24 protein-coding genes are annotated in these 24,148 nt (G+C 67.3%); 17 read left to right on the top strand and 7 right to left on the bottom strand.

Annotation, left to right across the window (positions count from 1 at the left end; genetic code table 11):
* Positions 1-73 precede the first annotated feature (73 nt).
* Both IMX13_RS18310 and IMX13_RS18305 read right to left on the bottom strand, forming a co-directional pair.
* Complete coding sequence (locus tag IMX13_RS18310; RefSeq protein WP_053519004.1) at positions 74-298, bottom strand: CstA-like transporter-associated (seleno)protein; 225 nt, start codon at positions 296-298, stop codon at positions 74-76.
* Positions 298-2,379, bottom strand: a complete 2,082-nt coding sequence (locus IMX13_RS18305) for a carbon starvation CstA family protein (RefSeq protein WP_053519002.1) — start codon at positions 2,377-2,379, stop codon at positions 298-300. The genes IMX13_RS18310 and IMX13_RS18305 overlap by 1 nt, the downstream gene beginning before the upstream one ends.
* Before the next feature lie 269 nt (positions 2,380-2,648).
* Between IMX13_RS18305 and IMX13_RS18300 the strand changes: the two genes are divergently transcribed.
* Complete coding sequence (locus IMX13_RS18300) at positions 2,649-3,500, top strand: pirin family protein (protein ID WP_065182659.1); 852 nt, start codon at positions 2,649-2,651, stop codon at positions 3,498-3,500.
* 194 nt (positions 3,501-3,694) lie between these two features.
* On the opposite strand, the gene IMX13_RS18295 is transcribed toward IMX13_RS18300, so the two are convergent.
* From IMX13_RS18295 to IMX13_RS18280, 4 genes are all read right to left on the bottom strand, one after another.
* Positions 3,695-4,153, bottom strand: coding sequence for a hypothetical protein (locus tag IMX13_RS18295; protein ID WP_053518999.1), 459 nt, complete (start codon positions 4,151-4,153; stop codon positions 3,695-3,697).
* Between the two features lie 197 nt (positions 4,154-4,350).
* Complete coding sequence (gene aqpZ, locus IMX13_RS18290; protein ID WP_080375317.1) at positions 4,351-5,070, bottom strand: aquaporin Z; 720 nt, start codon at positions 5,068-5,070, stop codon at positions 4,351-4,353.
* 121 nt (positions 5,071-5,191) lie between these two features.
* Entirely contained in the window at positions 5,192-6,055 is an 864-nt protein-coding gene (locus tag IMX13_RS18285; RefSeq protein ID WP_053518997.1) for a pirin family protein, read from the bottom strand.
* Between the two features lie 633 nt (positions 6,056-6,688).
* Entirely contained in the window at positions 6,689-8,752 is a 2,064-nt protein-coding gene (locus IMX13_RS18280) for a 3-hydroxyacyl-CoA dehydrogenase NAD-binding domain-containing protein (RefSeq protein ID WP_193396922.1), read from the bottom strand.
* A gap of 235 nt (positions 8,753-8,987) precedes the next feature.
* Here IMX13_RS18280 and rpoE point away from each other — a divergent pair, with 235 nt between their 5' ends.
* The 9 genes from rpoE to recO all read left to right on the top strand — a co-directional run bounded on the left by rpoE (position 8,988) and on the right by recO (position 17,638).
* Positions 8,988-9,608, top strand: coding sequence for an RNA polymerase sigma factor RpoE (rpoE, locus tag IMX13_RS18275; protein ID WP_065174837.1), 621 nt, complete (start codon positions 8,988-8,990; stop codon positions 9,606-9,608).
* Complete coding sequence (locus IMX13_RS18270; RefSeq protein WP_193396921.1) at positions 9,605-10,492, top strand: sigma-E factor negative regulatory protein; 888 nt, start codon at positions 9,605-9,607, stop codon at positions 10,490-10,492. The genes rpoE and IMX13_RS18270 overlap by 4 nt, the downstream gene beginning before the upstream one ends.
* A 74-nt stretch (positions 10,493-10,566) precedes the next feature.
* Entirely contained in the window at positions 10,567-12,099 is a 1,533-nt protein-coding gene (locus IMX13_RS18265) for a DegQ family serine endoprotease (protein WP_065174839.1), read from the top strand.
* A gap of 174 nt (positions 12,100-12,273) precedes the next feature.
* Positions 12,274-14,067, top strand: coding sequence for a translation elongation factor 4 (gene lepA, locus IMX13_RS18260; protein ID WP_065174904.1), 1,794 nt, complete (start codon positions 12,274-12,276; stop codon positions 14,065-14,067).
* A 54-nt stretch (positions 14,068-14,121) separates the two neighbouring features.
* Positions 14,122-14,916, top strand: a complete 795-nt coding sequence (gene lepB / locus IMX13_RS18255; protein WP_053520237.1) for a signal peptidase I — start codon at positions 14,122-14,124, stop codon at positions 14,914-14,916.
* A 37-nt stretch (positions 14,917-14,953) separates the two neighbouring features.
* Positions 14,954-15,337 (top strand): DUF4845 domain-containing protein, encoded by a 384-nt coding sequence (locus IMX13_RS18250; protein WP_053520236.1) that lies wholly within the window; start codon positions 14,954-14,956, stop codon positions 15,335-15,337.
* A complete protein-coding gene (gene rnc, locus IMX13_RS18245) occupies positions 15,327-16,007 on the top strand; it encodes a ribonuclease III (RefSeq protein WP_053520235.1) in 681 nt (226 codons plus the stop codon). The genes IMX13_RS18250 and rnc overlap by 11 nt, the downstream gene beginning before the upstream one ends.
* Positions 16,004-16,900, top strand: coding sequence for a GTPase Era (gene era, locus IMX13_RS18240; RefSeq protein ID WP_053520234.1), 897 nt, complete (start codon positions 16,004-16,006; stop codon positions 16,898-16,900). The genes rnc and era overlap by 4 nt, the downstream gene beginning before the upstream one ends.
* Positions 16,901-16,918: 18 nt before the next feature.
* Positions 16,919-17,638, top strand: a complete 720-nt coding sequence (gene recO, locus IMX13_RS18235) for a DNA repair protein RecO (protein ID WP_053520233.1) — start codon at positions 16,919-16,921, stop codon at positions 17,636-17,638.
* Between the two features lie 99 nt (positions 17,639-17,737).
* On the opposite strand, the gene IMX13_RS18230 is transcribed toward recO, so the two are convergent.
* Entirely contained in the window at positions 17,738-18,466 is a 729-nt protein-coding gene (locus tag IMX13_RS18230; protein WP_053520232.1) for a response regulator, read from the bottom strand.
* Positions 18,467-18,595: 129 nt separating this feature from the next.
* Here IMX13_RS18230 and rlmD point away from each other — a divergent pair, with 129 nt between their 5' ends.
* The 7 genes from rlmD to IMX13_RS18195 all read left to right on the top strand — a co-directional run bounded on the left by rlmD (position 18,596) and on the right by IMX13_RS18195 (position 23,980).
* Positions 18,596-19,930 (top strand): 23S rRNA (uracil(1939)-C(5))-methyltransferase RlmD, encoded by a 1,335-nt coding sequence (gene rlmD, locus IMX13_RS18225; RefSeq protein WP_111186714.1) that lies wholly within the window; start codon positions 18,596-18,598, stop codon positions 19,928-19,930.
* 33 nt (positions 19,931-19,963) lie between these two features.
* A complete protein-coding gene (locus tag IMX13_RS18220; RefSeq protein ID WP_053520230.1) occupies positions 19,964-20,449 on the top strand; it encodes a CYTH domain-containing protein in 486 nt (161 codons plus the stop codon).
* A gap of 49 nt (positions 20,450-20,498) precedes the next feature.
* Positions 20,499-21,191, top strand: a complete 693-nt coding sequence (locus IMX13_RS18215; RefSeq protein ID WP_193396920.1) for a DsbA family oxidoreductase — start codon at positions 20,499-20,501, stop codon at positions 21,189-21,191.
* Positions 21,192-21,294: 103 nt separating this feature from the next.
* Positions 21,295-22,302, top strand: a complete 1,008-nt coding sequence (nagZ, locus tag IMX13_RS18210; RefSeq protein ID WP_111186713.1) for a beta-N-acetylhexosaminidase — start codon at positions 21,295-21,297, stop codon at positions 22,300-22,302.
* Positions 22,302-22,856: a hypoxanthine-guanine phosphoribosyltransferase gene (locus IMX13_RS18205; protein WP_053520227.1), complete on the top strand. Its 555-nt coding sequence runs from the start codon at positions 22,302-22,304 to the stop codon at positions 22,854-22,856. The genes nagZ and IMX13_RS18205 overlap by 1 nt, the downstream gene beginning before the upstream one ends.
* A gap of 82 nt (positions 22,857-22,938) precedes the next feature.
* Entirely contained in the window at positions 22,939-23,685 is a 747-nt protein-coding gene (locus IMX13_RS18200) for an S-methyl-5'-thioinosine phosphorylase (protein ID WP_053520226.1), read from the top strand.
* 88 nt (positions 23,686-23,773) lie between these two features.
* Entirely contained in the window at positions 23,774-23,980 is a 207-nt protein-coding gene (locus IMX13_RS18195; RefSeq protein ID WP_005410590.1) for a cold-shock protein, read from the top strand.
* Positions 23,981-24,148 lie beyond the last annotated feature (168 nt).

Here is a 24,148-nt window from a genome sequence, read left to right as displayed (position 1 = left end):
CGGAGGAAACGGATCTGACCCCGGACTCAATGCGATGCGTGGATCTACAACAGATCCAGCACCGTCATGCCTTTCAGCAGCAGCGTCCGCCGTTGCGTCCGCCGTACCGCGCTTCCTGACGTTCGCGGAAGAACGTCTTGTAGTCCATCGGTTCCTGGTCCGGATGCTTCTCCAGCATGTGCCGGACGTAGTTGTCGTAATCAGGGATGCCACAGCACAGGCGTGCGGTCTGCACCAGGCGTCGCCACACGCGGCGGTGCGCCTGGTACTGGCCAACGGGAACCAGTTGCGTGCTCATTACAGATCCACCATTTCATGCGGCTTCAGCGCCACGTACGGGGTCTCGCGGTCGCTGCGCTGCGGATTGCGGCGTGCGGCCAGGATCGTGCGGATCGAATAGGTCAGCACCGCACCCACCACCAGCAGGAACAGCGCGGTCAGGCCGGTGTTGACGTAGGCATTGACCACGATCTGCTGCATCTGCGCCACCGACTTGGCCGGTGCGGTGATGGTATCGCTGGCGATGGCGGCCTGGAACTTGTGCGCCTGCGCCAGGAAGCCCTGCGCCGGGTTGCTGTCGAAGATCTTGATGAAGCCGGCATAGGTGGTGCAGATCAGCAGCCAGGTGGCCGGTACCGCGGTCACCCACGCGTAGCGGTCACGCTTCATCTTGAACAGCACCACCGTCCCCAGCATCAGCGCGATACCGGCCAGCATCTGGTTGGAGATGCCGAACAGCGGCCACAGGGTCTGGATGCCGCCGAACGGATCGACCACGCCGGTGTAGAGCAAGTAGCCCCACAGCGCCACGCAGCCGGCCGTGCCGATGATGTTGGCCGTCCACGACTCGGTCTTCTTCAGCGCCGGAATGAAGTTGCCCAGCAGATCCTGCAGCATGAAGCGGCCTGCGCGGGTGCCCGCATCCACGGCGGTCAGGATGAACAACGCTTCGAACAGGATGGCGAAGTGGTACCAGAACGCCATCATCGCGTCGCTGCCGCTGGGAATGGCTTCATGCAGGATCATTGCGATGCCCACCGCCAGCGTCGGAGCACCACCGGCGCGGTGCAGGATCGTCGGTTCGCCGATCGCGGCGGCCGTGGCGGTCAGCTGTTCCGGCGTGATGGTGAAGCCCCAGGTGTTGGTGATGTAGTGCGCGGCAGACGCCGCATCGGCACCGATCACCGCCGCCGGGCTGTTCATCGCGAAGTAGATGCCCGGATCGATGATCGACGCAGCCACCAGCGCCATCACCGCCACGAACGATTCCATCAGCATGCCGCCATAGCCGATGTAGCGCATGTGCGATTCATTGGCCAGCAGCTTCGGCGTGGTGCCCGAGGAAATCAGCGCGTGGAAACCGGATACCGCGCCGCAGGCAATGGTGATGAACAGGAACGGGAACATGCCGCCCTTCCACACCGGGCCATCGCCACTGGCGGCGAACTGGGTCAGTGCGGGCATTTTCAGCTCGGGCATCACGATCAGGATGCCGATGGCCAGAGCGACGATGGTGCCGATCTTGAGGAAGGTCGACAGGTAGTCGCGCGGTGCCAGCAACAGCCACACGGGCAGCACCGAAGCGACGAAGCCGTAGCCGATCAGCATCCAGGTGATCTGCGTGCCGGTGAAGGTGAAGGCCGGGCCCCACACCGGATCTGCAGCAACCTTGCCGCCGTACCAGATCGCGGCCAGCAGCAGCACCAGGCCCACCACCGAGATCTCGCCGATCTTGCCCGGCCGGATGTAGCGCATGTAGATGCCCATCAGGATCGCGATGGGCATCGTGGCTATCACCGTGAACATGCCCCACGGGCTTTCCGCCAGCGCCTTGACCACCACCATCGCCAGCACCGCCAGGATGATGATCATGATCAGGAACGCGCCGAACAGCGCGATGGTGCCGGGCACCTGTCCCATTTCCTCGCGGACCAGATCGCCCAGTGAGCGGCCGTTGCGCCGGCTGGACAGGAACAGGACCATGAAGTCCTGTACCGCACCGGCCAGCACCACGCCCACCACCAGCCACAGCAGTCCGGGCAGGTAGCCCATCTGCGCCGCGAGCACCGGGCCCACCAGTGGACCGGCGCCGGCGATGGCCGCGAAGTGGTGGCCGAACAGCACGTGCTTGTTGGTCGGCACGTAGTCCAGGCCATCGTTGTTGATCACCGCCGGCGTAGCCCGGGTCGGATCCACCTGCATCACCTTGTTGGCGATGAACAGGCTGTAGAAGCGATAGGCGATCAGGTAGATCGAAACAGCGGCGACGACGATCCACAGCGCGTTGATGTGTTCGCCGCGGCGCAAGGCCACGGTGCCCAGACAGAACGCGCCGAGCAGGGCGAGTGCCGCCCAACCCAGTTTGGCAAACCCTTTCATGAGGTGCTCTCTCCCGGAAAGACAGTCAAAGAGTCCCGCGTGCCCTTTACAGGGTCAATGCGTGCGGGGCCCATCGGCGGTAGTACTTTGGTCGTACGAAGGTGGTGACCGCGTGTGCGGCATGGGCTGCGGGCAGACATCCGTGTCGCGGAACCGCCGGCATGACGCCCGGCGAACACCAGGGATGGAACAATCGGTTGCGGCGTCATCCATTGGCGGACGGCGCCGCGGCGTCCATCTTCAGTGGCATCCATCCAACAGGAGTCGCCATGAGCCTTCCCGAACCGGTCCGCGTCCTGCGCACCATCCGTGGCATGCCCACGTCCGACGGCGCCGGCGTGCGCCTGACCCGTGTCATCGGCGGCCCGACGCTGCCGGATCTGGATCCGTTCCTGCTGCTGGATGAATTCGGTACGGACCGCGCCGAAGACTACATCGCCGGTTTCCCGGAGCATCCGCACCGCGGTTTCGAGACGGTCACCTACATGCTGGACGGACGCATGCGCCACCGCGACAACCACGGCAACGAGGGCCTGCTGACCCCGGGCAGCGTGCAGTGGATGACTGCAGGCCGGGGCCTGGTGCATTCGGAGATGCCGGAACAGGAAAGCGGGCAGATGCGCGGTTTCCAGCTGTGGGTGAACCTGCCCGCGCGCGAGAAGATGACGGACCCGAAGTACCAGGAGTTCGCGCCGGAACGCATCCCGGTGGTGCAGCCGGAGCCGGGTGTGGAGGTGAAGGTGATCGCCGGTACTGTCGATGGCACCACCGGCCCGATCGTGCAGCCGGCCACCGATCCGTTGTATCTGGACGTCCGCCTCGAGGCCGATCGTGCCTGGACCTACACGCTTCCGGAAGGCCACAACGCGTTTGCCTATGTCTTCGAGGGCGCGATCACGGTCGGCGAGCAGGATGCCGCACGTGATGTGGCGCGCCAGGAACTGGCGGTGCTCGGTGGCGGTGAACAGCTGCACGTTTCGGCTGGCAGCGAAGGGGCGCGGCTGATTCTGGTGGCCGGCCGGCCACTGCGGGAGCCGGTGATGCGGCATGGCCCGTTCGTGATGAACACGCGCCAGGAACTGATGCAGGCCTTCGTCGATTTCCAGGAAGGCAGGTTCTGAGGGCCGACGCCGCCCCCCAGGAGGAAGCCGGTAGCGCCGGGCCATGCCCGGCGGAAGAGGTCGGTAGCGCCGGGCCATGCCCGGCGGCTCTTCGGCACAGCACGCGTAAAGGACGTCCATCAGGCCATGCCCGGCGTTGCCGCCAATGCGTCGGATCCGGCGGGGATGCTGCCAGGCAGTCATCCCCGTCACCGTCAACGTCCGGCGGCCACGGCTGAAGGCGTCAGGCTCATGCCCTGCGCCAGCTGCTGCAGCGACCCCAGTTCCTGCGTGCTGCCCGGGTACAGGGCAATCTGCGCATAGCGGCCCTTGTCCAGCTTGATCACGCTGATGCGTCGTTCGGCGTATCCCGGCGGCTGCTGTCCACCCAGATCGGGCTGGTACCAGTACAGTGACTCGCCGGCGAAACTGCCTTTTTCCTGGCGCAGCGAGCGGCTGAGCGGAATCGCCGGATCGCGTGCGCTCAGCATCAGGCTCAGTACTTCCCGTCCATCCTCGGTGCTGGCGCGGCAGAGCAGGAAGTCCGACTGCACCTGCTGCTGCCATTTCAGGCCGCTGCTCGCCGGCAGCGAAGGACATTCGGCGGGTGCCTGCGCGGCGGCCTGGGCCGCAGCAAACAACAGGCTCGACAGGACAACAGGCGCGAACTTCATGCATCCCCCAAGGTGGCGTGTCGTGTGACGCCGCCATGCTGCTGGCGGCCGTGGCATCCCATCCCCGGATGCCATCCCCGCCCGGCATGTGCACGGGCGGTCAAACAGACCTTAACGGAACGTGAGTGCCCGCACAAATTGCGGTTACAACCGTAACCATTGCGGCCGACTGTCGGCCGCAATGGTCCGGGCAGCGCTCAACGGTCGTTACCGACCCACTTGTAGATGATGCCGCCGATCATGCCGCCCAGCAGCGGGGCGACCCAGAACAGCCAGAGCTGGCCGACCGCGCCGCTGCCGGCGAAGAACGCCACGGCGGTGGACCGAGCCGGGTTCACCGATGTGTTGGTGACCGGGATGCTGATCAGATGGATCAGGGTCAATGCCAGACCGATCGCCAGCGGAGCGAACCCTGCCGGTGCCTTGCCATGGGTGGCGCCCATGATCACGACCAGAAATACCGCAGTCAGCACCACTTCGCACAGGAAGGCGGCCGCCACGCTGTACCCGCCGGGCGACAGCGCGCCGTAGCCATTGCTGGCGAAGGCCCCGGCCTGGCTGCCGTCGATGGCGAAGCCGCTGGCGCCCGAAGCGATCTGCAGCAGGATGAAGCCGGCCAGCAGGCCGCCCGCGACCTGGGCGATGATGTACGGCACCAGGTCGCGGGCCGGGAAGCGGCCGCCGGCCCACAGGCCCACGCTGACTGCCGGATTGAAGTGCGCGCCGGACACGTGACCGAACGCGTAGGCGCCGGTGACCACGGTCAAGCCGAACGCGAGTGCCACGCCCAGGAAGCCGATGCCCAGCGGATTGCCGTCGCCGCCGAACTTGGCAGCCAGTACCGCACTGCCACAGCCACCCAGAACCAGCCAGAAAGTGCCGAGGAACTCGGCGGCCAAGCGTTTACCCATGCTCATGAACTGCACTCCTTTGATGAACTAAAATGTGAAACAGGTCACATTTCAGTGACCGGCGAGTGACGATAGCGTCAAAGGCCGGTGCAGGGATACACCTCAGGGTGTGTGCAGCGCGCGATGCTCAGTACTGCGGCAGCGGGATGAACTCCTTGTCGTCGCCGGGAATGCTGCCGAACCGGCCGGCTTCCCAGTCCTGTTTCGCCTGTTCGATGCGCTCCTTGGAGCTGGAGACGAAGTTCCACCACAGGTGACGCGGGCCATCCAGCGGTTCGCCGCCGAACAGCATGGCCTTGAGCGGGGTCTTCGCGCGCAGCCGGCCGCGCGCGCCGGCCTCGGGAATCACCAGGTGCTGCGCCGGGATGTCCACGCCATCCAGCTGCGCCTGGCCTTCGAGGATGTACAGCGCCCGCTCGCGGTGGCCGTCATCGATGTCGATCTCCGCGTCGGGATCGAGGTCGATGGCTACATTGAGCGTGTCGGCGAAGACCTTCACCGGCGACTCCTCGCCATAGGCACGGCCTGCGATCACGCGTAGCCAGGCACCGTTGCGGCGCTGCTCCGGGAGGGTCGCGGCGGCGTGGTGATAGAACGCCGGCTCCACTTCCTCGTGCGACTTCGGCAATGCCACCCAGGTCTGCATCCCGTGGATCGGATGGTCGTGACCGCGCTCCGGCGGGGGCGTGCGTTCGGAGTGCGCGATGCCGCGGCCGGCGGTCATCCAGTTGACGTCGCCGGGACGGATCACCTGGTCCGAGCCGAGCGTGTCGCGGTGGCCGATGGCGCCGGACCAGAGGAAGGTGACGGTGGCCAGGCCGATATGCGGATGAGGACGCACGTCGATGCCGGTACCTGCGGTAAGGACGGCCGGGCCCATCTGGTCGACGAATACGAACGAACCGATGCTGCGGGCCTGCAGGGTGGGGACGGCGCGGCGGACTTCCAGGCCGCCGATGTCGTGTACGCGCGGGGCGATGATGGTGGTCATGCGGGCGTCTCGCTGGCAGGGATCAAGAGTGCCAGCATGGCATGCGGCCGTGACGGGCACATGCCCCATGCGGGTAACAGGGTGTTCCAGCCAACGGCGCAGCCCCTCGTGGCTGGGTTGCTGGATGCGGGTCAGGATGCGAGTCAGTGTTTGGGCCGGGGGGGGGGGGGGGGGGGGGGCCCCCCCGCAAACCACACACGGGGGGGGGGGGGGGCCCGGGCCGCCCCCGCCCCCCCCCCCCCCCCCCCCCCCCCCCCCCCCCCCCCGGCCCCTGACAGTTTCCGTGTGCGTCCAGCCACGGAGAAGAAAAAAGAAAATCAACATCAAACGCCGGTCGCTTCGCTCCTGGTGGCGACCAAGGTCGACACCCACCAGTTCGCAGTGATCCACACCGGAATCGAGATTCACCGACCGTCACCGGGAAACTGTCGGGGGTGGGGCGGTGTCGGGTTGCGGGGTGTCCGCGGCATGGATGCCGCGGCCAAGCCCCCAGGGACGGGTTTACGGCGTCCCCGCAACCCGACACCGCCCCGCCCGACAAACAGAAAAGCCAGAGCCGCTTTGGCTCTGGCTTCTGCTGTGGAACTTGACGTTGCCTCTGCGGGTGCCGGGCCGCAGGCCCGGCCGATCACATCACACCACTGGTTCGCGCAGGGCAGGGTTGTCCCAGCCCGGGCGCGGGGCAAAGCGGTCACCGTGACGCTGCTGCAGCGCCTTCAGGCGCTCGACGATCGCATCGGCACCCACCGCGCGGATGTGCTGGATCGGACCCCCGCGGAACGGCGCGAATCCGGTGCCGAAAATCACGCCCGCATCCAGCAGGTCCGCATCGGCCACCACGCCTTCGTACAGGCAGGCCACGGCCTCGTTGAGCAGCGGCAGGATCAGGCGATCTTCCAGGTCCGCAGGGGCCTGGTAGTCGCTGGCGACATCCGGCTTCTTCGGCTTGCCGTTCTCCCAGGTGTAGATGCCCTGGCCATCCTTCTTGCCGCGCTTGTCGGCTTCCACCGTCTGCAGTGCCGCCGGAATCTGCAGGCCGAGGAACGGCGCCAGCTCGCGGCCCACGCCGGCGGCGACATCCAGGCCGACCGTGTCGATCAACTCGATGGGGCCCATCGGCATGCCGAACTTCACCGCTGCCTTGTCGATCACCGGGCCCGGGATACCTTCGGCATAGGCGGTGGCCGCCTCCAGCATGTACGGGAACAGCACGCGGTTGACCAGGAAGCCCGGGCTGCCCGCCACCGGTACCGGGAACTTGCCCAGCGCCTTGCAGAACGCTGCCAGACGGCGCTCGGTCTCCGGCGCCATGCCGTCGTGATGGATGATTTCCACCAGCGGCATCTGTGCCACCGGATTGAAGTAGTGCAGGCCGGCGAACTGCGCCGGGCGCTGGATGTGGTCGCGCAGTTCCACCAGCGGAATCGACGAGGTATTGGTGGTCAGCAGCGCATCGGCCTTCATGCCCGGCTCCAGCGTCTGGTACAGCGCGCGCTTGGCCTCCGGGTTCTCGATGATCGCCTCGATCACCAGATCAGCGGCGGCCACGCCTTTGCCCTCCAGATCCGCCCGCAGCCGCGCCGCCACCGCCGGACGCTTGCTCTCGTCCTTCACCTTCCTGGCGAACAGTGCCTGCGCGCGTTCCATCGCCGGATCGATGAAGCGCTGCTCGCGATCCTGCAGGGTGACCTCGAAGCCCTTGTAGGCCGCCCACGCGGCGATGTCACCGCCCATCACGCCGGCGCCGACCACGTGCACGTGGCGGATGCCGGAATCGCCGCCGCCCAGACCCTTCAGGCGCTCGGTCAGGAAGAAGATGCGGATCAGATTGCGCGCGGTCGGCGTGCTGGCCAGTTTGACCACCGCGCGGCGTTCGGCATCCAGGCGGGCCTGCACCGGCTTGCCGGCGCTGCGCTGCCAGGTGCTGATCAGTGCATAGGGCGCCGGGTACTGGTCCTTCTTCGCCTTGCGCGCGACCTGCTTGATCATCTGCGGTGCCAGTACCTTGCGCGCCAGCCAGGTGTTGCTGGCCCATGCCAGCGCACGCTGCTTGAACGGCCGCGTGGTGCCGGCCAGCGCCAGTGCGACGGCGGTGTCGAGCACCACCGCCGGTGCCACCACCTTGTCGACCAGGCCGATGCCACGCGCGGCCGAGGCCGAGAGGGTGCGGCCGGTCAGCATCATGTCCATCGCCGCCGGGGCGCCGACCAGCTGCGGCAGGCGCGCGCTGCCACCCCAGCCGGGGAAGATGCCCAACTGGGTTTCCGGCAGCCCGATGCGGGTGCTGCTGTCGTTGGAGGCCACGCGGTAACGGCAGGCCAGGGCCAGCTCGGTGCCGCCACCCAGGCAGTGGCCATGGATGGCTGCAACGGTCGGGCAGGGCAGCTCTGCCAGCTTCTGGTAGGTGGATTGGCCGCGACGGATGGCATCGTTGACGGTGCCGCGCCGGTCGAACTCCTGGAATTCCTTCAGATCGGCGCCGGCGATGAAGCCGGCCTTCTTCAGGGACTGGATCACCACGCCCTTCGGCGGATCCAGCGCGATGCGTTCGAGCAGATCGCCCAGCTCCAGCAGCACGTCCTGCGACATCGCGTTGACACTGCTGTCCTGACGATCCAGGGACAGGACCACCACGCCGTCGTCGCGGATCTCGGGGTGCCAGTGGCTGAAGCGGAGACCATCGAAGCCTGAGAGCATGGACGTTCCATCCGGTTGTGTATGGAGAAGCGGCTATGATCCAGAGGTTGTTTCCCCCGCGTCAAATCCCTATAGCAGGGGAGTGGCGGTTCCGGATCCATGGCCGTGGAACAGAACGCTAACGGAACAGTGGTTAAAAGCTGGTGCGGCGCCGGGTGATCGGCGACTGAACTTTTCCCGGGATTGGCAGTCTCATTGCCCGACGTCGGTTGGGCTGACAGGAGTGCGGCCCCCCATGGCCGAGGTTGAAACACCACAGGAGCTGGATCTGGAACTGGTCCGGCGCGTGCAGCGCGGCGAGAGCGCGGCTTTCGATGTACTGGTGCGCAAGTATCAGCATCGGGTCGTGGCCCTGGTCGGTCGCTACATCGCCGACTGGAGTGAATGTCAGGACGTCGCCCAGGACACTTTCATACGCGCCTACCGCGCGATCGGAAGCTTCCGTGGCGATGCCCAGTTCTCAACCTGGTTGCATCGGATCGCCGTGAACACCGCCAAAAACTACCTGGCTTCACACAATCGACGCCCGCCGACCGATGACATCGACATCGGCGATGCCGAACAGTTCGACAGCGGCACGCGCCTGCGCGACACCGACACGCCCGAACGCGAGTTGATGCGCCAGGAGCTGGAACAGACAGTGATGAAGGCCGTCAACGCGCTGCCGGAAGAACTCCGGTCGGCGATCACCCTGCGCGAGGTGGAAGGCCTGAGCTACGAGGAAATCGCGCAGAAGATGGGGTGCCCGATCGGCACCGTGCGCTCTCGGATCTTCCGGGCGCGCGAGGCGATCGACACCGAACTCCGGCCGCTGCTGGACATCGGCAGCGCCACCCGCGAGAAGAGCCGCGTATGACCAGTCATCCATTCAACGAATCGCAGAATCATAAATCGCCGGCCGGGCTGCGGCTTGACCAGCGCCATCGGGAACAGCTGTCGGCCCTGGTCGATGGCGAGCTGGGGGCCGACGAGGCCCGCTTCCTGCTGCGCCGCATGGAGCATGACCCGGAACTGGCCGGCTGCCAGGAACGCTGGCAGCTGCTGGGCGACGTGATGCGCGGGCAGGCCTCGGTGCTTGCGCCCGCCGGCTTCAGCGCCGCGGTTGCCTCTGCCATCGCCGCCGAACCCACGCCCCGGTCCGGGCCTCAGGACCGGCAGGTGCGCCGCAGTGGCTGGCGTACCTGGGGGGGCGGTGCCGCATTGGCTGCCTCGGTCGCTGCGGTGGCCCTGTTGATCGGCGGCGAGAAGCTGAAGGAGACCCCTCCCGGAGAGCCGCTGGCACCCCAGGTGGTGGCCAGCCAGGCCGAGCTGCCGCCGGCACCGGTATCGCCCGCGACGGTGACCGAAGCCTCGGTCGATCCGGCGGTGGTGGCGGTGGCCAGTGTTCCGGCGGCCGCATTGGCCGCCAGCCGTCGCCAGGACGCACGCCGCGCCAGCGCCAGTGCCACCCGCGGCCAGCAGGCTGCGCGGGTGGCCCAGCGTGACGACGGGGCGCAGCGGGCCATGGCTGCGGCCCAAGCACCACTGGTGCCGACCGTGCCGGCCGGTGCCAGCCGCAACCTGCCGTTCGGCGAGGTGGCCGGCCTGCAGGCCCGGCCGTGGCCGCGCTCCAGCCTGGCTCCGGCCGCGGGGGGCGCGCTCAACGCCAGCTTCCCGGCGCATGCTGACAGCGCCACGTTCTATCCCTTCGAGCCGCGCCTGCAGGACGACCTGCCGCCGCCGCCCCGCCCGCGCGACTGAGCCGGGTGCCGCCACGCCCCGCCGATCGCGGGGCCCTTCTTCTCCCTTCCATCCGATCCGGAGGTTGCCGTCCGATGACTCCCCGATTCCGCACGCAGGCCATCGGCCTGCTGGCCCTGACCCTGCCGCTGGTGGCCTGTGCCCAGGCGCCGTCCCCGGCTGCCCAGACCGCGCCGGCCGCGGCCGCGGCCGCGCCGCGCGCTCCGGCGCAGCCGCTGGTCACCGGCCTGCCCGATTTCACCAACCTCGTCGAGCAGGTCGGCCCGGGCGTGGTCAACGTCGACACCACCATCGTCCGCAGCAACCGCCAGGCGCGTGGGCCGATGGGGGACGACGACATGCCCGAGTTCTTCCGTCGCTTCTTCGGCCCGGACTTCCCGATGCCGGGGCAGGGGCCGGGTGGCCCCGACGGCGGTCCCAGCATCAAGGGCCGCGGCATGGGGTCGGGCTTCATCATTTCGCCCGACGGCTACGTGCTGACCAACTACCACGTGGTTGCCGACGCCAGCGAGGTGAAGGTCAAGCTGGGCGATCGCCGTGAGTTCACCGCCAAGGTGGTGGGCAGCGACCAGCAGTACGACGTCGCCCTGCTGAAGATCGAAGGCAGGAACCTGCCGACGGTCCGTGTCGGCGATTCCAACAGCCTGAAGCCGGGCCAGTGGGTTGTCGCGATCGGCTCGCCGTTCGGCCTCGACCACTCGGTCACCGCCGGCGTGGTCAGCGCCCTCGGCCGCAGCACCGGCGGCCCGGACCAGCGCTACGTGCCGTTCATCCAGACCGACGTGGCGATCAACCAGGGCAACTCCGGCGGTCCGCTGCTGAACACCCGGGGCGAAGTGGTCGGCATCAACTCGCAGATCTTCTCTGCGTCCGGTGGCTACATGGGCATCAGCTTCGCGATTCCGATCGACCTGGCGATGAGCGCGGTCGAACAGATCAAGAAGACCGGCCGGGTCACCCGCGGCCAGCTGGGCGCGGTGGTGCAGGAGATCGACGGCCTGAAGGCGCAGGCCATGGGCCTGCCGGACAGCCGGGGTGCGCTGGTCAACCAGATCGTGCCGGATTCGGCGGCCGCCCGCGCCGGTGTGAAGGTGGGGGATGTGATCCGCACCGTGAACGGCGCACCGGTCAACAGCTGGTCCGATCTGCCGCCGCTGATCGGCGCCATGGCCCCGGGCAGCCGGGTCACCCTGGGCGTGATCCGTGACGGCAAGGCGCGCGACCTGAGCGCCACCCTGACCGCGCTGGCCGAGGATGACCAGGCCAGCGCCCGCAGCCCCGCCACCGCCAGGGCCGATGCCGCTCCGCAGAGTGGTGCCAATGCCCTGCTGGGCCTGGACGTCAGCGATCTGACCGCGCCGCAGCGTAAGCAGCTGGGCCTGGAATCGGGCGAGGGCGTGCGCATCACCGGCGTCAAGGGGCAGGGTGCCCGGGATGCCGGCCTGTCCCCGGGCATGGTGATCCTGCAGGTGGCCAGCACCCAGGTGAGCGGCGTGGAGTCGCTGAACCGCGCGCTGTCCAGCTACAAGAAGGGCGATGTGGTGATGCTGCTGGTCCGCACCGGCAACGGCAACAGCGCCTTCGTGGCGGTCAAGGCCGGCGAGTAAGGACCGGGGCTGCTCCGGCAGCCGCTGCCCCCCCGAAGCCCCGCTCAGGCGGGGCTTCGGTCGTTCCGGCCCTGGCCCGGCGAGGCGCCTTTCGCGGGCGGGCCCCGGGCGTGCGATAATCCACCGTTACCCTGACGACGCCGCGCGCCGCCGCCACCTATGTCATCTGATTCGATGCGGAACATCCGCAACTTCTCCATCATCGCCCACGTCGACCACGGCAAGTCCACGCTGGCCGACCGCATCATCCAGCTTTGTGGTGGCCTGCAGGCCCGCGAGATGGAAGCGCAGGTCCTCGACTCCAACCCGATCGAGCGCGAGCGTGGCATCACCATCAAGGCGCAGTCGGTATCGCTGCCGTACCTGGCCAAGGACGGGCAGACCTATCATCTGAACTTCATCGACACCCCGGGCCACGTCGATTTCTCGTATGAAGTCAGCCGCTCGCTGGCCGCCTGTGAAGGTGCGCTGCTGGTGGTCGATGCTGCCCAGGGCGTGGAAGCGCAGTCGGTGGCGAACTGCTACACCGCGGTGGAGCAGGGTCTGGAAGTGGTGCCGGTGATCAACAAGATCGACCTGCCTACGGCCGACATCGAGCGCGCCAAGGCCGAGATCGAGGCCGTGATCGGCATCGACGCCAGCGACGCCGTGCCGGTCAGCGCCAAGACCGGCCTGAACGTGCAGGACGTGCTGGAGGCCATCGTCCATCGCATTCCGCCGCCGCAGCCGCGTGATACCGACAAGCTGCAGGCGCTGATCATCGACTCCTGGTTCGACAACTACCTCGGCGTGGTCTCGCTGGTGCGCGTCATGCAGGGCGAGATCAAGGCCGGCGACAAGCTGCAGGTGATGTCCACCGGCCGCAACCACCAGGTCGACAACGTCGGCGTGTTCACCCCCAAGCGCAAGGTGTTGCCGGCGCTGCGCGCGGGTGAGGTGGGTTGGGTCACGGCCAGCATCAAGGACGTGCATGGTGCGCCGGTGGGCGACACCCTGACCCTGGCCGGTGATCCGGCACCGAAGCCGCTGCCGGGCTTCCAGGAAATGCAGCCGCGCGTGTTCGCCGGCCTGTTCCCGGTCGACGCCGAGGACTATCCGGACCTGCGCGAGGCACTGGACAAGCTGCGCCTGAACGATGCCGCGCTGCGCTTCGAGCCGGAAAGCTCGGAGGCGATGGGCTTCGGTTTCCGCTGCGGCTTCCTCGGCATGCTGCACATGGAGATCGTGCAGGAACGGCTGGAGCGCGAATACAACCTGGACCTGATCAGCACCGCGCCGACGGTGGTGTACGAGGTCCTGAAGACCGATGGCTCGATCATCAACATGGACAACCCGGCCAAGCTGCCGGCGGTGAACCAGGTCCAGGAGATCCGCGAGCCGATCATCCGTGCCAACGTACTCACCCCCGAGGAGTACATCGGCAACATCATCAAGCTGTGCGAGGAGAAGCGCGGCAGCCAGATCGGCATCAACTACCTGGGCAGCCAGGTGCAGATCAGCTACGAGCTGCCGATGGCCGAAGTGGTGCTGGACTTCTTCGACAAGCTGAAGTCGGTCAGCCGCGGCTACGCGTCGCTGGACTATCACTTCGTGCGCTTCGATGCCGGTCCGTTCGTGCGCGTGGACGTGCTGATCAATGGCGACAAGGTCGATGCGCTGTCGCTGATCGTCCACCGCAGCCATGCCGACCGCCGCGGCCGCGAGCTGTGCGAGAAGATGAAGGACCTGATCCCGCGGCAGATGTTCGACGTGGCGATCCAGGCGGCTGTCGGCTCGCAGATCATCGCCCGTACCACGGTCAAGGCCATGCGCAAGAACGTGCTGGCCAAGTGCTATGGTGGCGACGTTTCGCGCAAGAAGAAGCTTCTGGAAAAGCAGAAGGAAGGCAAGAAGCGCATGAAGCAGGTCGGCCGCGTGGAAATCCCGCAGGAAGCGTTCCTGGCCGTGCTGCAGATGGACAACAAGTAAGCCCGCACCGGCCCTCCGGGGCCGGTCGTCCGGTGACGTTGCAAAGGACCCTGAATGAAACTGTTTGAGATCCTCCTGGTCGTGCTGACCCTGGCCTCGGGCCTGATCCTGCTTGCGGACAAGCTGTACTTCGCCAGGCGCCGCGCCCAGCGTGCAGGCCTGCTCGACACCGAGCCGGTGCTGGTGGATTACTCGCGTGCATTCTTCCCGGTGCTGGCGATCGTGCTGGTCGTGCGCAGCTTCATCGCCGAGCCGTACAAGATCCCGTCCAGCTCGATGATGCCGAACCTGCTGATCGGCGATTTCATCCTGGTCAACAAGTTCGCCTATGGCCTGCGCCTGCCGATCACCAATACCCGCTTCGTGCCGGTCGGTGATCCCGCGCGCGGCGATGTGGTGGTGTTCCACTTCCCGGGCCACGGCGACAACGACCCGGCCAAGGGCGAGAACTTCATCAAGCGCGTGATCGGCGTGCCGGGTGACACCGTGGTGTTCGAGGGCGACAGCCTGGTGCTGAACGGCGAGCCGGTGAAGTACGACAACAAGGGCATCTACGCCGGCCACAAGGGCCAGGGCGAGGGCGCCAACCTGCTGGTCGAGCATCTCCCGGGCCGCACCCATACCGTGCTGGAGACCGACTATCCGCGTGGCCAAGGCCAGTGGACGGTGCCGGCCGGCAAGTACCTGGTGATGGGCGACAACCGTGACAACAGCGATGATGGACGCTTCTGGGGGCTGCTGCCGGAAGAGAACCTGCGGGGCAAGGCATTCCTGATCTGGCTGAACTGCCAGGGCTGGTTCTGCAAGGACGGTTTCGAGCCGTCGCGGATCGGCTCGGGCATCAACTGAGTATTTTCACATCCAACGCGTATCTGGGGAGAACGCAATGAAGACGATGAACACGCAGCGCGGCATCACCCTGACCTCGTTTCTGGTGGTCCTGGTCGTGGTTGGCTTCTTCATCTACATCGGCATGAAGCTGTTCCCGATGTACCAGGAGTATTACGCGGTACGCTCGGCGATGAAGAGCCTGGCCAGCCAGCCGGGCGTGGCCAGCATGGAGCCGGCGCGGATCCAGGATCTGTTCTTCAAGCGGCTGTACATCAACTACTCGGACAACGTGAAGCCGGGCAACGTCAAGTTCGATCGCCGCGACAATGGCTGGACCCTCAAGGTCAACTACGAAGTGCGTCGCCCGTTGATCGGCAACCTCGATGTGGTTGGCAAATTCGATTCTTCCCAGGACCTGACCCGAAGCGGTGCCCAGTAAATTCATCCAACGTGGCGACCTGATCGGCCATGCCTTCCGCGACCCGGCGCTGCTCAAGCAGGCGCTGACCCATCGCAGTGCCGGCGTGCCGCATAACGAGCGCCTGGAATTCCTCGGCGACAGCATCGTCAACATGATGGTCGCCGAGGCGCTGTACCAGCGCTGGCCCAAGGCCGACGAGGGCGCACTGACCCGCGCCCGCGCCGAGCTGGTGCGTGAAGGGGCGCTGGCAGTGATCGCCCGTACCCTGCAGCTGGGCGAACGGCTGATCCTGGGCGCGGGCGAGATGAAGTCGGGCGGGCACCGCCGCGACTCGATCCTGGCCGATGCACTGGAGGCGGTGGTGGCCGCGATCTACCTGGATGCCGGTTTTGACGCGTGCCGGGAGACCGTGCTGCCCTGGTTCACGGCCTCGATGGAGGCGCTGCCGGCCACCGGCCGCCCCGAGAAGGACCCCAAGACCCGCCTGCAGGAATGGCTGCAGGCCCGGCAGAAGGCGTTGCCCCAGTACGAACTGGTGTCAGAATCCGGTGACGACCACGCCAAACATTTCCGGGTACGCTGCAACGTGGCCGACCCGGCCGCCAGCACCGAGGGCGAAGGCGCCTCGCGGCGGCTTGCCGAACAACAGGCGGCTGCAGCCGTCCTAGAACAACTGGATTCCAAGTGAGCGAACAAACTTCCCATCATTGCGGCAGCGTGGCCGTCATCGGCCGCCCGAACGTCGGCAAGTCGACCCTGACCAATGCCCTGGTCGGGGCCAAGGTCAGCATCGTCTCCAACCGGCCGCAGACCACCCGTCACCGCCTGCTCGGCATCGCCACCTATCCGGAAGGCCAGCTGGTGCTGGTCGATACCCCGGGCCTGCACAAGGTGCAGAAGCGGGCGATGAACCGGGTGATGAACCGCGCCGCGCGCGGCTCGCTGGAAGGCGTGGATGCAGGCCTGCTGGTGATCGAGGCCGGGCGCTGGGATGACGAAGACAGCCTGGCCTTCAACGTGCTGCGCGATGCCGGCATCCCGGTGGTGCTGGTGGTCAACAAGATCGATCGCCTGAAGGACAAGGGCGCGCTGCTGCCGTTCCTGCAGGAGGTGACCGCCGGCCGTGATTTCGCCGCCGTGCATCCGATCTCGGCGCAGAAGCGCAACGGCCTGGACGCCCTGGTGCGTGACGTGCTGGAGCTGCTGCCGGAAGCCCCGCCGATGTTCGGCGAGGACGAGATCACCGACCGCAGCCAACGTTTCCTTGCCGGTGAACTGGTACGCGAGCAGCTGATGCGCCAGCTTGGCGAGGAGCTGCCCTATGCCACCACCGTGGAGATCGAGCGCTTCACCGAGGATGGCAATCTTCTGCGCATCGGCGCGGTGATCTGGGTCGAGCGGGAAGGCCAGAAGGCCATCGTGATCGGCAAGGGGGGCGCGCGCCTGAAGGAGATCGGGGCCAAGTCGCGCCTGCAGATGGAGCGTCTGTTCGGTGCCAAGGTGTTCCTGGAAACCTGGGTGCGCGTACGTGAAGGCTGGTCCGACGACGAGGCCGCGCTGAAGGCCTTCGGTTACGAGTAAGCCACGGCGATCGCTTCGGTGATCATCGAGGACGACACGGGGTTCGTGCTGCATGCACGGGCCTATCGCGAAACCAGCCTGCTGGTGGAGGTGCTGAGCGCGGAGCATGGCCGGATCGGCCTGCTTGCGCGCGGCGTGTCCACGGCCAAGGGCCAGGTGTTGCGCGCGGCCCTGCAGCCGCTGCAGTGGATCCGCTTCAGCGCACAGCAGCGCGGCGAACTGGCGCAGCTGCGTGCCGCCGAAGCGCTGGACGCGGCGCCGCGGCTGGTCGGCCAGGCCATGCTGGCCGGCTTCTACCTGAGTGAACTGACGCTGCGGCTGGCGCCACGCCAGGATCCGTTGCCGGAGGTGTACCTGGCGTACGGCGAGGCACGCGCGCGGCTGGCAGTGGGTGCCGGACTGGCCTGGACGCTGCGCCGCTTCGAGCGCGAGCTGCTTGCCGCACTGGGGCTCGGTTTCGATCTGGAAAGCGCCAGCGATGGTCAGCCGATCGATCCAGCGGCGCGTTATGCGCTGGATCCGCAGGAAGGGCCGCAACGGCTGCTCAGCGAGCGCGGTGGAGAGCGCAGTGCGGCGGCCACCGGTTCGGCGCTGTTGGCGCTGGCGGCCGACGAGGAGCCGGGGCCTGCCGATCTGGCGAGCCTGCGGCTGCCCATGCGGCGGGTGCTGGCGCACCACCTGGGGCCGCGGGGGCTGAAGTCCTGGGAGCTGCTGGAGCAGTTGGCCCCCCGGCGGTAGGCGGGCGGGGGGCAGATCCGTCTTCCGCAGGGAAAGGGATCTGACCCCGGATTGATTTCCATATCCGACGGGGCAGGGCGCACCCGTGCCGGGCAACCCTCAGTGCAGCAGTGCCGCTACCGCGGCGCGGAAGCCCGCTTGTGCCAGGTCCGACTCCGGCATGTGGTGCAGCTGGCGCACCGCGCGGCCCAGCCGTGCGGCACCGACGAAGCCGCAGCTTGCCTGCAGCCGGTGCAGCTGGCTGCGCAGCTGGCGTTCATCATGCTGGTCCACGGCCTGCTCCACCGCATCGCGGACGCCCGGCAGTTCCGCAAGGAACAGCTCGCGCAGGGCGATCAGGTGATTGCGCTGGCCATTGAGAGCGGCCAGAGCAGCGGTCTCGTCCCAGTCCTGCCCGTTCAGCTCGATCGCAGCGGGGGCCGGAGCGACGGCGATGCCGGCCGGCGAGTTGACCAGGGCGCGGCGGACCGCCTTCAGCAACTGGTCGCGGCCGAGCGGCTTGACCAGGGTGTCGCTGAAACCGGCCTCACGCAGGCGCGCATGGATGGACGTGTCGCCGTCGGCGGTATGCGCCAGCGCAGGCGTGTCCGGATGCGAACGGCGCAGTTCGCGCAGCAACTGCGCGCCATTGCCGTCAGGCAGGTTGACGTCGATCAGCCACAGGTCGTGAGCCCCGGGCTCGGCGCTTGCCAGGGCACTGGCAAGGGAGTCCGCGGTATCGACGTCCGCCGGCAGGGTTTCCAACGCCGCCTTGAAAAACCCGCGGCTGATGATGTCGTCCTCGACAAGCAGGAAGCGGGGCCGACCGGCCCGCGGGGTCATCTGCATCAGGGGCTGCCTCCATGTCAGCTGGTTGACATCATCAAGCACGGCGGCGGCTGGCGCAAGCGGCGGCAGGCCCCGCCGGTCAGGATCTGCGACAATACGCGCCCATTTTCGCCCGCAGCCTGTTGCCACGTGGCCCGATCCCGCTCCCGCATCGACCGTACCCCGTTCCAGACCGAGATCCTCGACCTCAGCCATGATGGTCGCGGCGTCGCCCGCCGTGAAGGCGAAGGTGGCAAGGTCACCTTCATCAGCGGCGCTCTGCCGGGCGAGGTGGTCATGGCTGAACAGACCGCCCGCAGCCGCCATTTCGACGAAGCACGCACCGTGGAAGTGCTGCAGGCCTCGCCACAGCGGGTGACGCCGAAGTGCCCGCATTTCGGCACCTGCGCCGGCTGCGTGCTGCAGCACCTGGATGAAGACCAGCAGATCGTTGCCAAGCAGCGCGTGCTGATGGACAACCTGGAACGCATCGGTCACGTGAAGCCGGGCCGCGTGCTGCCACCGCTGGTCGGCGACAGCTGGGGTTACCGCCGCAAGGGGCGCTTCTCGGTGCGCCGCGTGGAGAAGAAGGACAAGACCCTGGTCGGCTTCCGTGAACAGGACCCGCGCTTCGTCGCCGATCTCAGCCAGTGCCTGACCGTGATCCCCGAAGTGGGCACCAGGGTGCAGGCGCTGTCGACCTTCATCGAGTCGCTCGACGGCAAGCGCGACATCCCGCAGATCGAGTTCATCGGCGGTGACCAGGCCATCGCGCTGACCGTGCGTCATCTGCAGCCGCTCAGTGATGCCGACCGCGCCGCATGGGCCAGCTTCGGCCAGCAGCACGGATTCGCCATCTACCTGCAACCCGGTGGCGTGGACACCGTCCATCCGCTGGACGGGCAGGGCGTGCCGCTGTCGTTCCGGCTGGCGCCGTGGGATGTCGAACTGGCATTCCGGCCACTGGATTTCATCCAGGTCAATGCCAAGCTCAACGAGAAGATGATCGCTCACACCCTGGATCTGCTGGAGCCGGGTGAGGACGAGCGCGTGCTGGACCTGTTCTGCGGGCTGGGCAACTTCACCCTGCCGCTGGCGCGCCGCGTGCGCGAGGTGGTGGGCGTGGAAGGCGACGCGGGCCTCGTTGCCCGCGCACGTGAGAACGCCGAGCGCAACGGGCTGGGCAACGCCCAGTTCTACAGCGCCGACCTGACCCAGGACCAGCGCGCCACGCCGTGGATGCGCCAGGGCTTCGACAAGCTGTTGCTGGACCCGCCGCGCTCGGGTGCGATCGAGGTGCTGCAGCAGCTGCCGTTGAAGCAGTTCAAGCGCATCGTGTACGTCAGCTGCCATCCGGGATCGCTGGCCCGGGACGCGGGCTACCTGGTGAACGAGCAGGGCTTCAGCCTGGTCAGTGCCGGCGCCATGGACATGTTCCCGCACACCGCGCACGTGGAAAGCATCGCGGTGTTCGAAAAGCGCTGACCCGCTGTCATGCCCATCGCGCATAATGGCGCGATGGGCATCGAGATCGAACGCAAATTCCTCGTCAGCAGCGACGGCTGGCGTGCGGCCGCACACCGGGTGATTCCGATGGCGCAGGGCTACATCAACGATCTGGGCGCGCTCGACAGCGGTCGCCAGAACGCGTCCGTGCGGGTACGCATCGAAGGTGAGCACGCCGCGCTGAACCTGAAGTCGCGCACGATCGGCCATACCCGCCAGGAGTTTGATTACCCGATTCCGGTGGAGGATGCGCGCGCGCTGCTGGCGCTGTGCGTGGGGGGGCTGATCGACAAGCGTCGCCACCTGGTCGAGCATGCCGGCCTGACCTGGGAAGTGGATGAGTTCCTGGGCGACAACGCCGGCCTGGTGGTGGCCGAAGTCGAGCTGGAAAGCGCCGGGCAGGCCATCGTCCTGCCGGACTGGGCCGGCGCGGAGGTCACCGACGACCCGCGCTACTACAACGTCGCACTGGCCAGTCATCCCTATTCACGCTGGTGAAAGGGGCGTTCCCCCTTTTTTCGGGGCGCCCGGACCCCATGTCGGTGGGATGAGAATCGACATCTACTCCGACGTGGTCTGTCCCTGGTGCTGGATCGGCAAGCACCGTTTCCAGCAGGGGGTGCAGTTGCTGGGGGCCGATGCCCCAGTACTCGACATCCACTGGCAGCCGTTCCAGCTGGACCCGGATGCGGGCACCACGCCGGTGCCGCTGCGCGAGGCGTATGCGCGCAAATTCGGCGGTGTCGAGCGCACAGAGCAGATTCTCGGCCAGACCCAGGCCACCGCCCGTGGCGAAGGCCTGCCCATGGACTTCAGCCAGGGCCAGGTGCGGGTGACCACACTGCCAGCGCACCGGCTGCTGTGGCTGGCCGGCCAGCACGGTGTGCAGGACGCGGTCGGAGAGGCGCTGTTCCGCGCCCATTTCGAGCACGGCCAGAATCTGGCGGACACAGAGGTGCTGACCCGGGCCGGTGTGGCAGGCGGACTGGATGCGGCAGAGATCGCCCAGATGCTGGCCTCCTCACGCGGCCTGGCCGAGGTCGAAGCGGGACTGGACCAGGCCCGTGCGCTGGGTGTTTCCTCGGTGCCGACCTTCGTCATCGACGGCCGCTGGGCGATCTCCGGCGCCCAGCCTCCGGAAGCCTTCGCCCAGGCGCTGCGGCAGATCGCGGCGGAGCAGGGCACGGCAACGGGGCGCCGTGGCGACGACGCCTGTGGCGCGGACGGCTGCAGGGTCTGATCCTTCGAGGGCGCGCGCGATGGACGCCCCCACCTGCGTCCAACGGCCGGTTCTGCGACAATGCGGCACTGCGCCATGCGGGCGCCCGTTGTGGAGAACGACCATGCTGCTGATCGGCGTTGCCGGCACTGAACTGACCCCCCAGGAACGCGACTGGCTGCAGCACGACGCCGTTGCCGGGGTGGTGCTGTTCACGCGCAACTTCGCCTCCCGCCAGCAGGTGAGCGAGCTCAGCGCCGCGATCCGCGAGGCCGCGCCGCGCCCGCAGCTGATCTGCGTCGACCAGGAAGGCGGTCGCGTGCAGCGTTTCCGCAAGGGCTACAGCGATCTGCCGCCGCTGCAGGAGATCGGTGCCGGCTATGCGAAGGATCCCGGCGCCGCGTTGGCGCTGGCCGAGCAGCACGCCTGGCTGATGGCCAGCGAAGTGCGCGCCAGTGGCGTGGACCTGAGCTTTGCCCCGGTGGTCGACCTGGGCCGTGGCAACCTTGCGATCGGCAACCGCGCTTTCAGTGAAGACCCGCAGGTCGTGGCTGCGTTCACCGAGGCCTACGTACGCGGCATGCACGCGGCCGGCATGGCGGCCACTCTCAAGCATTTTCCCGGCCATGGCACCGTGCTGGAAGACACCCATGTCGATACCGCGGTCGATCCGCGGACGCTGGACGAACTGCGCGCGCAGGACCTGGTGCCGTTCCGGGCCGGTGTTGCCGCCGGTGCCGACGCCGTGATGATGGCGCACGTGATCTACCCGCAGGTGGCGCCGGAACCTGCCGGCTATTCGCCGCGCTGGATCCAGGAGGTGCTGCGTGGCGAGCTGGGCTTCCGCGGCGTGGTGTTCTCCGACGACATCGGCATGGCCGCTTCGCACCATGCCGGTGGCGTTGCGGCACGCGTGCACGCGCACCTGGATGCGGGCTGCGACGTCGTGCTGGTCTGCCATCCGGAGCTGGTCGATGAAGCCCTGCACGCGGTGCAGGGACGCTCCCTCAATACCGCTGCGCTGCTTGGCCTGCTCGGCCGCGGCGCGCTTGGCTGGGATGGCCTGCTGGCCGACGCCCGCCATGGCGACACTCAATCCCGTCTGCTTGAAACCCTTGGAAGAACCGTCTGATGCCGAACCTCACCATTTCCCAGGCCCTGGCCCAGGCCGACCTGCTGGTTGACCGCCCCACCATCGACAAGGCCATCGCCGGTATCGCCGACGCCATCGCGCGCGATTACAAGGGCGAGGTGCCACTGTTCCTGTCGATCATGCACGGTGCGCTGCCGTTCGCCGGCCAGCTGGCGCTGGAGCTGGGTGCGCGCGGCCAGGACGTGCAGTTCGATTACCTGCACGCCACCCGCTATCGCGGTGAAACCACCGGCGGCGACCTGGTGTGGAAGCACAAGCCGGCCACCGCGCTGTTCGGCCGCCGTGTGCTGCTGGTCGATGACATCCTCGATGAGGGCTACACCCTGCAGGGCGTGCGCACCTGGTGCCTGGAACAGGGCGCGACCGACGTGCGCATCGCGGCGATGACGGTGAAGAAGCACGATCGCGGGCTGCCGGATGTGACGGCTGACTACGCCGGTATCGAACTGCCCGACCGCTACGTGTTCGGTTTCGGCATGGACGTCAACGAGACCCTGCGCTGCGTGCCGGCCATCTACGCGATGAAGGAATAACAGGCACGGCCGTCCGCGGCCGTCCTTTGCCGCCGCCGGCATCCTCGGGTGCCGGCGTTCGTCTTTCTCTGGAGTGCTTTCGATGCAACAGATCGCCCTGGCCGTGATCGGCGGTACCGGTGTCTACAACCTGGCCAAGCTCGACGATGTGCAGACCCACGAGGTCGAGACCCGCTTCGGCCGTCCCTCCGGTCCGGTGCGCGTGGGCACGCTGCTGGGCAACCGCGTGGCCTTCCTTGCGCGCCATGGCGAGGGCCACTCGCTGCCGCCGCACAAGATCAACTACCGCGCCAATCTGGCTGCGCTGCAGCAGATCGGCGCCCAGCGCGTGCTGGCGCTGAACACCGTCGGGGGCATCACCGAGCAGGTCGGGCCGCGCGTGCTGGCCTGCCCGGACCAGATCATCGACTACACCTGGGGCCGGATCAGCACGATCTGTGAAGAAGAGGGTACCGAAGTGCTGCATGTGGACTTCGGCCACCCGTACACGCCGATGCTGCGGAGCAAGATTCTGGCCGCGGCCAAAGTGACGGGTGTCACGGTCCATGACGGTGGCTGCTACGGTGCGACGCAGGGGCCGAGGCTGGAAACCATCGCGGAAATCGCCCGCATGCGGCGCGATGGCTGCGATCTGGTGGGCATGACCGGAATGCCCGAAGCCGCGCTGGCGCGGGAGTTGGGACTGGATTACGCGTGCCTGGCGATCGTGGCGAACTGGGCCGCGGGCTGTGGTGATGGCGAGGAGATCACGATGGCCGAAGTGCTGGCCAATGTGCAGGCGGCGAGCAATGGACTTCCGGAACTGATCGGCGAATTGGCACGGGGGTGATTGTCTTCGCCGAGCAAGCTTTGCATACTCAGCCGGTACGCGGGTTCAGCGTACACCACCCATTCATTGCATAAGGTCTCGCATCACCATGCCGAACGGTACCGTCAAGTGGTTCAACGACGCCAAGGGATTTGGCTTCATCTCGCCGGAGGATGGCAGCGCCGACGTGTTCGCGCACTTCTCCGCCATCAACTCCAAGGGCTTCCGCAGCCTGCAGGAAGGCCAGCGTGTCACCTATGACGTGACCCAGGGCCCGAAGGGTGCCCAGGCTTCGAACATCACGCCGGCCGAGTGATCCACTCGACAGTGCGTTGAGAACCCCGCTCCGGCGGGGTTTTTTTTTGCGCCCATCGCATGGGACCGAACCCAAGCCGCGCGCGGGCGGGCCGCCCTGCCGGCGAATGTCCCCCGGCGCCGGCCTTCGACCGTCGCCTCCTCCTTTACTTCGCCGGCAGGGCGGCCC

The sequence above is a fragment of the Stenotrophomonas sp. B2 genome (genome assembly GCF_014947095.1).
Taxonomy (GTDB): domain Bacteria; phylum Pseudomonadota; class Gammaproteobacteria; order Xanthomonadales; family Xanthomonadaceae; genus Stenotrophomonas; species Stenotrophomonas maltophilia_P.
The sequence above is the reverse complement of the archived record's forward strand: the minus strand, read 5'-3'. Positions and strand labels throughout refer to the sequence as shown.

Excerpts from the sequence above, each read along its gene's own strand:
- lepB (WP_053520237.1), top strand. The coding sequence starts at position 14,122 with ATGAAACTGTTTGAGATCCTCCTGGTCGTGCTGACCCTGGCCTCGGGC.
- IMX13_RS18195 (WP_005410590.1), top strand. The coding sequence starts at position 23,774 with ATGCCGAACGGTACCGTCAAGTGGTTCAACGACGCCAAGGGATTTGGC.
- aqpZ (WP_080375317.1), bottom strand. The coding sequence starts at position 5,070 with ATGAGCATGGGTAAACGCTTGGCCGCCGAGTTCCTCGGCACTTTCTGG.
- IMX13_RS18220 (WP_053520230.1), top strand. The coding sequence starts at position 19,964 with ATGGGCATCGAGATCGAACGCAAATTCCTCGTCAGCAGCGACGGCTGG.
- IMX13_RS18215 (WP_193396920.1), top strand. The coding sequence starts at position 20,499 with ATGAGAATCGACATCTACTCCGACGTGGTCTGTCCCTGGTGCTGGATC.
- IMX13_RS18230 (WP_053520232.1), bottom strand. The coding sequence starts at position 18,466 with ATGCAGATGACCCCGCGGGCCGGTCGGCCCCGCTTCCTGCTTGTCGAG.
- IMX13_RS18285 (WP_053518997.1), bottom strand. The coding sequence starts at position 6,055 with ATGACCACCATCATCGCCCCGCGCGTACACGACATCGGCGGCCTGGAA.
- IMX13_RS18310 (WP_053519004.1), bottom strand. The coding sequence starts at position 298 with ATGAGCACGCAACTGGTTCCCGTTGGCCAGTACCAGGCGCACCGCCGC.
- IMX13_RS18305 (WP_053519002.1), bottom strand. The coding sequence starts at position 2,379 with ATGAAAGGGTTTGCCAAACTGGGTTGGGCGGCACTCGCCCTGCTCGGC.
- IMX13_RS18200 (WP_053520226.1), top strand. The coding sequence starts at position 22,939 with ATGCAACAGATCGCCCTGGCCGTGATCGGCGGTACCGGTGTCTACAAC.
- IMX13_RS18250 (WP_053520236.1), top strand. The coding sequence starts at position 14,954 with ATGAAGACGATGAACACGCAGCGCGGCATCACCCTGACCTCGTTTCTG.
- IMX13_RS18280 (WP_193396922.1), bottom strand. The coding sequence starts at position 8,752 with ATGCTCTCAGGCTTCGATGGTCTCCGCTTCAGCCACTGGCACCCCGAG.
- IMX13_RS18205 (WP_053520227.1), top strand. The coding sequence starts at position 22,302 with ATGCCGAACCTCACCATTTCCCAGGCCCTGGCCCAGGCCGACCTGCTG.
- nagZ (WP_111186713.1), top strand. The coding sequence starts at position 21,295 with ATGCTGCTGATCGGCGTTGCCGGCACTGAACTGACCCCCCAGGAACGC.
- lepA (WP_065174904.1), top strand. The coding sequence starts at position 12,274 with ATGCGGAACATCCGCAACTTCTCCATCATCGCCCACGTCGACCACGGC.
- rpoE (WP_065174837.1), top strand. The coding sequence starts at position 8,988 with ATGGCCGAGGTTGAAACACCACAGGAGCTGGATCTGGAACTGGTCCGG.
- IMX13_RS18265 (WP_065174839.1), top strand. The coding sequence starts at position 10,567 with ATGACTCCCCGATTCCGCACGCAGGCCATCGGCCTGCTGGCCCTGACC.
- IMX13_RS18270 (WP_193396921.1), top strand. The coding sequence starts at position 9,605 with ATGACCAGTCATCCATTCAACGAATCGCAGAATCATAAATCGCCGGCC.
- IMX13_RS18295 (WP_053518999.1), bottom strand. The coding sequence starts at position 4,153 with ATGAAGTTCGCGCCTGTTGTCCTGTCGAGCCTGTTGTTTGCTGCGGCC.
- IMX13_RS18300 (WP_065182659.1), top strand. The coding sequence starts at position 2,649 with ATGAGCCTTCCCGAACCGGTCCGCGTCCTGCGCACCATCCGTGGCATG.